The sequence below is a fragment of the Mesorhizobium sp. M7A.F.Ca.ET.027.03.2.1 genome, from assembly GCF_003999175.1.
In the GTDB taxonomy this organism is placed as follows: domain Bacteria; phylum Pseudomonadota; class Alphaproteobacteria; order Rhizobiales; family Rhizobiaceae; genus Mesorhizobium.
Map to the genome: position 1 here is coordinate 1 of NZ_RZOM01000484.1, position 4,480 is coordinate 4,480.

Here is a 4,480-nt window from a genome sequence, read left to right on the forward strand (position 1 = left end):
CCGTTCCCACAGCGCCAACATGGCCAGATATTGCGGATAGGTCAGGCCGAGCGGATCGAGCAGCGGGCGGTAGAGCTTCGTCATCAGCCCGCTTGCCGAATAGAGCGCGAAGCACAGCTGCTGGTCGAGCCGCGGAACGTGAAACGTCCCGGTGGCCTCCGCCGGGACGTCGCTGGTGCTCTTTGTCGTCTTTTCCGTCATGCCGCCTTTACCGAAAGCGCTACGTCGACATTGCCCCTGATGGCGTTGGAATAGGGGCAGATCTTGTGCGCCTCCGATACAAGCGCTTCCGCCGCCGCCTGATCAAGGCCTTTCGTTTCCGCCGCGAGCGCGACGCCGAGCTTAAAGCCTTCGCCATTGGGAAGCAGGCTGACGGTGGAGGTTACCCCGGCATCCGTCAGCGACAGCTTCTGTTTGCGCGCGACGAAGCGGATGGCGCTTTCGAAGCAGGCGGCATAGCCGATTGCGAACAGTTGCTCAGGATTGGTGGCGCCCCCCGGCCCGCCGAGCTCCTTGGGCATTGCCAGATCGACCTTGAGCAGACCGTCGCTGGTCTCGCCGTGGCCGGCGCGGCCGCCGGTGACGTGAGCCTGTGTCGTGTAGAGTGCCATATCAAATCTCCAATTACTTTGTGCACGATTACTTAGTACACAAGATAATAGGCCGTCAACAGCGGATCCCGTTTCTGGCGCTGAAAGCGTTCACAGTCCGGTGAAACGAAAAAGGCGGCCGAAGCCGCCTTTTTGAATGGGATGTCCGAAAACCTTATTCGGCGGGGGTCGCTTCCGCGGCGGCCTTGGCTGCTGCTTCGGCTTCGGCGGCGGCCTTCTTCTCGGCGGCGTCCTGGGCGGCCTTCTCGACGGCCAAGGCCTCGGCTGCTGCCACCTTCTCGGCCTCGATGCGGGCCTTCTCGGCGTTCAGCGCATCGCGCTCCTCATCATTCAGCTTGCGGGCGCGCACGCCGGTGTTTTCCGAAATACGGGCCGATTTGCCGCGACGATCGCGCAGGTAATAGAGCTTGGCGCGACGCACCTTGCCGCGGCGAACGATCTCGACGCCTTCAACCATCGGCGAGTAGACCGGGAACACGCGCTCGACGCCTTCGCCGTAGGAAATCTTGCGAACCGTGAAGTTCTCCTGGAAGCCGGCGCCTGCGCGGGCGATGACGACGCCCTCATAGGCCTGGACGCGGGTGCGGGTGCCTTCGGTCACGCGGACCTGGACGCGCACGGTGTCGCCGGGCTGGAATTCGGGAAGCTTGCGCTTGGCTTCGATCTTGGCGGCCTGTTCGGCCTCGAGCTGACGGAGGATATCCATCTCAAAAGTCCACTTCTTGTTCTTCCGACAGTCAGAGCGTCCGACACTCGCCTTGCAGTTTCATTGACCGCTTGGCTATGCTTTTTGTCTCCAAGACATTTGTCTTTGAAACATCAGGCAGGGGCGACTACACCGTCATTGTTGACGGGTCCGGCAGATTCTTTCTGGCCGGTACGGGCGGGCACATACAGCTATTTCGCCGCTTTGTCACGCCTTGGCAGCGCATTTTCTGCTCGCATGGCACCATCGTAATCCTGCCGTGCCGGGTTGCGCCGGTCGTTCAGGCTTTCTAAGCCTGAAATAACACAGTTTTGAGCGGCCGCAATTCATGTCTGTCTTCGATGCCATCCTGCTGTTTCTGGCGGGCTTTCTGTCAGGCGCCGCCAATGCGGTCGCCGGTGGCGGCACCTTCATCACCTTCGGCGCCATGACGTTGGTCGGCCTGCCGCCGATCGTCGCCAACGCCACCTCCTCGGTGACGCAATTTCCAGGCTACATCACCTCGACCCTCGCCTACTCGGCCGACATCAGGCACTTCTGGCGCGGCGCGCTGCTGCTGTGCCTGATTTCGGCCGTGGGTGCACTGGCCGGCGCGCTGATCCTTTTGGCGCTCGACAATCCGTCGTTTCGCGCTCTGGTGCCGTGGCTGCTCCTGGCCGCGACAGCCCTGTTCGCAGCCGGCCCCTGGCTGAAACCAGTGCCGAAGCCCGGTCATGAAGCGGCGGTGGGCTCGCTCGCCGGCTCCCTGGCGCAGTTTCTCACCGCCATCTATGGCGGCTTCTTCGGCGCCGGCATGGGCGTGATGATGCTGGCGACGCTCGGCCTGACGCAAGCCGGCGACTATCACCGGCTGAACGCGTTGAAGAACATGCTGGCCATGGTCATCGCCGCTGTTGCGATCGTCGTCTTCGTCTCGGGCGGCGTCGTCGCCTGGCCGCAGGCGATCATCATGATCCCGGGCGGAGCGCTCGGCGGCTATGCCGGCGTCTGGATCGCCAAGCGCGTGCCGCAAAACGCAGTGCGCGGCTTCGTCGTCGCTGTCGGTCTGTTTCTGGCTTTCTATTACTTTTGGAAAGGGTGAGCGGCGGCGCCCAACAAATCCGGACGCCGCTCTTTCGTCAACGCCTCTGACTCCGCCCGCCGCCATGCGGCGATCTTCTTGTGATTGCCCGAGATCAGCACCTCGGGTATCTCGCGGCCTTCAAACTCCTGCGGCCGCGTATAGTGCGGATGTTCGAGCAGGCCGTTTTCGAAACTCTCCTCCTCGCCCGACACCGCGTTGCCCATCACGCCGGGCAACAGCCGCACCACCGCGTCGAGCAGCACAAGGGCGGCCGGCTCACCACCCGAGAGGATGAAATCACCGATGGAGACCTCCTCCAATCCCCGCGCGTCGATCACCCGCTGGTCGACGCCTTCGAAGCGGCCGCACAGGATGACGGCACCCGGCCCAGCCGCCAGCTCGCGCACACGCGCCTGGGTCAGCGGCTTGCCGCGCGGGCTCATCAGCAGCCGAGGCCGCGCATCGCCTTCCGGCGAAGCATGGTCGATGGCTTTCGCCAGCACGTCGGCGCGCATCACCATGCCGGCGCCGCCGCCGGCGGGCGTGTCGTCGACGGTGCGATGGCGGTCGGGGGCGAAGTCGCGGATCTGGATCGCCTCCAGCGACCACGTCCCGGCCTCCAGCGCCCGGCCGGCCAACGACAGGCCGAGCGCGCCGGGAAACATCTCGGGGTAAAGCGTCAGCACCGAAGCGGAAAAACTCACCGGTTGCCCCCGGCATCGCTCGGTCCGCGCGGCCGGCCCTTCGGATCGAAGTCTTCCTCGCGCGGGCCATCGCCATCCTCGTCGTCGACCAGCCCGGCAGCCGCCGGATCGACACGGACAAAACCCTCGGCGATCGACACTTGCGGCACGGCGGCCTGTGTGAACGGGATCAGCACGCCCTTGCGCCCGCCCAGCGTCACGTCGAGAATATCGCCGCCGCCGAAATTGTGCACCGCGACCACCTTGCCAAGCACGGCAGCCGTGTCGTCGCGGACTTCGAGGCCGACGAGGTCGGCATGGTAGAATTCGTCTTCCTCGCCGTCGTCCGGCAGCATCGAACGGTCGACGAACAGCTCCGTGCCTGCCAGCGCCTCGGCCGCATTGCGGTCGGCAATGCCCTTGAAGCGGACCACGACGACGGTGTTGGCAGGCCTGATGTCGACGATCTGGAAGGCGCGCCCGTCCCTGGCGTAGAGCGGCCCGTAATCGGCCAGCGCCAGCGGCTCACCTGTGAAGGTCTTCACCCGCAACTCGCCCTTGATGCCATGGGCGGCGCCGATCACGGCCATCTGGACAGGGTTTTGGGGCTTGCTCATGGCGCTTTTACCTTCGTCATCCACGGGCGGAGCAGGCGCGAAGCGACTGCGCAGACCCGAGGATCCATTCCGTTACGGCGACCAAAAAGCACGGCAGTTCAGAAAGGGTCACGAGTCTCGTTCCTGCCAACTCTCTATTTGCAAACACTTCGCGCGGTCTCCACCGCAAAGCTATCAGACTTGTAACGCAGCAACGCTCGCAGGTCACGGCATGGATCCCGGGGTCTCCGCGACGTCGCTTCGCTCCTGCTCCGCCCCAGGATGACGAAGGGGGCGGGCATTTCAGCCAATCACCAAGGTAGTCACCTGCCACCAATCGATGGTCTCCTAACCTCAGCCGGCTGTCATTTCAATGACGGCTCTTCACCGCTTCCTAACCCGAATACCCGAAAATGCCGCCATGCAGGAATTCCTGATCCCGGCCAAACCCGATCTCCAGGCGGCGCGCGAAAGCTGGCTGAAGATGCTCGCGCGAGAACGTCGGCTGTCGCCCAAGACCGTGGAAGCCTATGAGCGCGACACGCGCCAGTTCCTGCATTTCCTCACCGGCCATTGCGGCGGCTCGCCCGGCATTTCGGACATCGCCGATCTGCGCCCGGCCGACCTGCGCGGCTTTCTCGCGGCGCGGCGCAATGCCGGTGCCGGTGCCCGCACGCTGGGCCGGGGTCTCGCCGGCATCCGCTCGCTGCTGCGTTTCCTCGAGCGGCGCGGCCTCGCCAATGCGGCCGGGGCGGCAGCACTGCGCTCGCCGCGCCAACCCAAATCGCTGCCCAAGCCGCTGACAGCGAGCGATGCCAAGC

6 protein-coding genes and 1 pseudogene are annotated in these 4,480 nt (G+C 64.6%); 2 read left to right on the forward strand and 5 right to left on the reverse strand.

The window, feature by feature from the left end; genetic code table 11:
• The 3 genes and pseudogenes from EN750_RS40850 to rplS form a co-directional block, all read right to left on the reverse strand.
• A pseudogene (locus tag EN750_RS40850) lies at window positions 1-201 on the reverse strand (MarR family transcriptional regulator); the annotation flags it as partial.
• Window positions 198-611: an organic hydroperoxide resistance protein gene (locus tag EN750_RS20295; protein ID WP_127267363.1), complete on the reverse strand. Its 414-nt coding sequence runs from the start codon at window positions 609-611 to the stop codon at window positions 198-200. The pseudogene EN750_RS40850 and the gene EN750_RS20295, both read right to left, overlap by 4 nt.
• 154 nt (window positions 612-765) lie before the next feature.
• Entirely contained in the window at window positions 766-1,317 is a 552-nt protein-coding gene (gene rplS / locus EN750_RS20300; RefSeq protein ID WP_013528861.1) for a 50S ribosomal protein L19, read from the reverse strand.
• Between the two features lie 328 nt (window positions 1,318-1,645).
• Here rplS and EN750_RS20310 point away from each other — a divergent pair, with 328 nt between their 5' ends.
• Entirely contained in the window at window positions 1,646-2,398 is a 753-nt protein-coding gene (locus EN750_RS20310) for a sulfite exporter TauE/SafE family protein (RefSeq protein WP_127267362.1), read from the forward strand.
• On the opposite strand, the gene trmD is transcribed toward EN750_RS20310, so the two are convergent.
• Complete coding sequence (gene trmD, locus EN750_RS20315; protein ID WP_127330191.1) at window positions 2,380-3,084, reverse strand: tRNA (guanosine(37)-N1)-methyltransferase TrmD; 705 nt, start codon at window positions 3,082-3,084, stop codon at window positions 2,380-2,382. The two genes, EN750_RS20310 and trmD, sit on opposite strands and share 19 nt — an antisense overlap.
• A complete protein-coding gene (rimM, locus tag EN750_RS20320) occupies window positions 3,081-3,680 on the reverse strand; it encodes a ribosome maturation factor RimM (protein ID WP_127330189.1) in 600 nt (199 codons plus the stop codon). Before rimM ends, trmD begins: the two co-directional genes overlap by 4 nt.
• Window positions 3,681-4,080: 400 nt before the next feature.
• On the opposite strand from rimM, the gene EN750_RS20325 reads away from it, so the two are divergent.
• The coding region (locus EN750_RS20325) for a site-specific integrase (RefSeq protein WP_189526343.1) at window positions 4,081-4,480 on the forward strand (400 nt) is incomplete at its 3' end.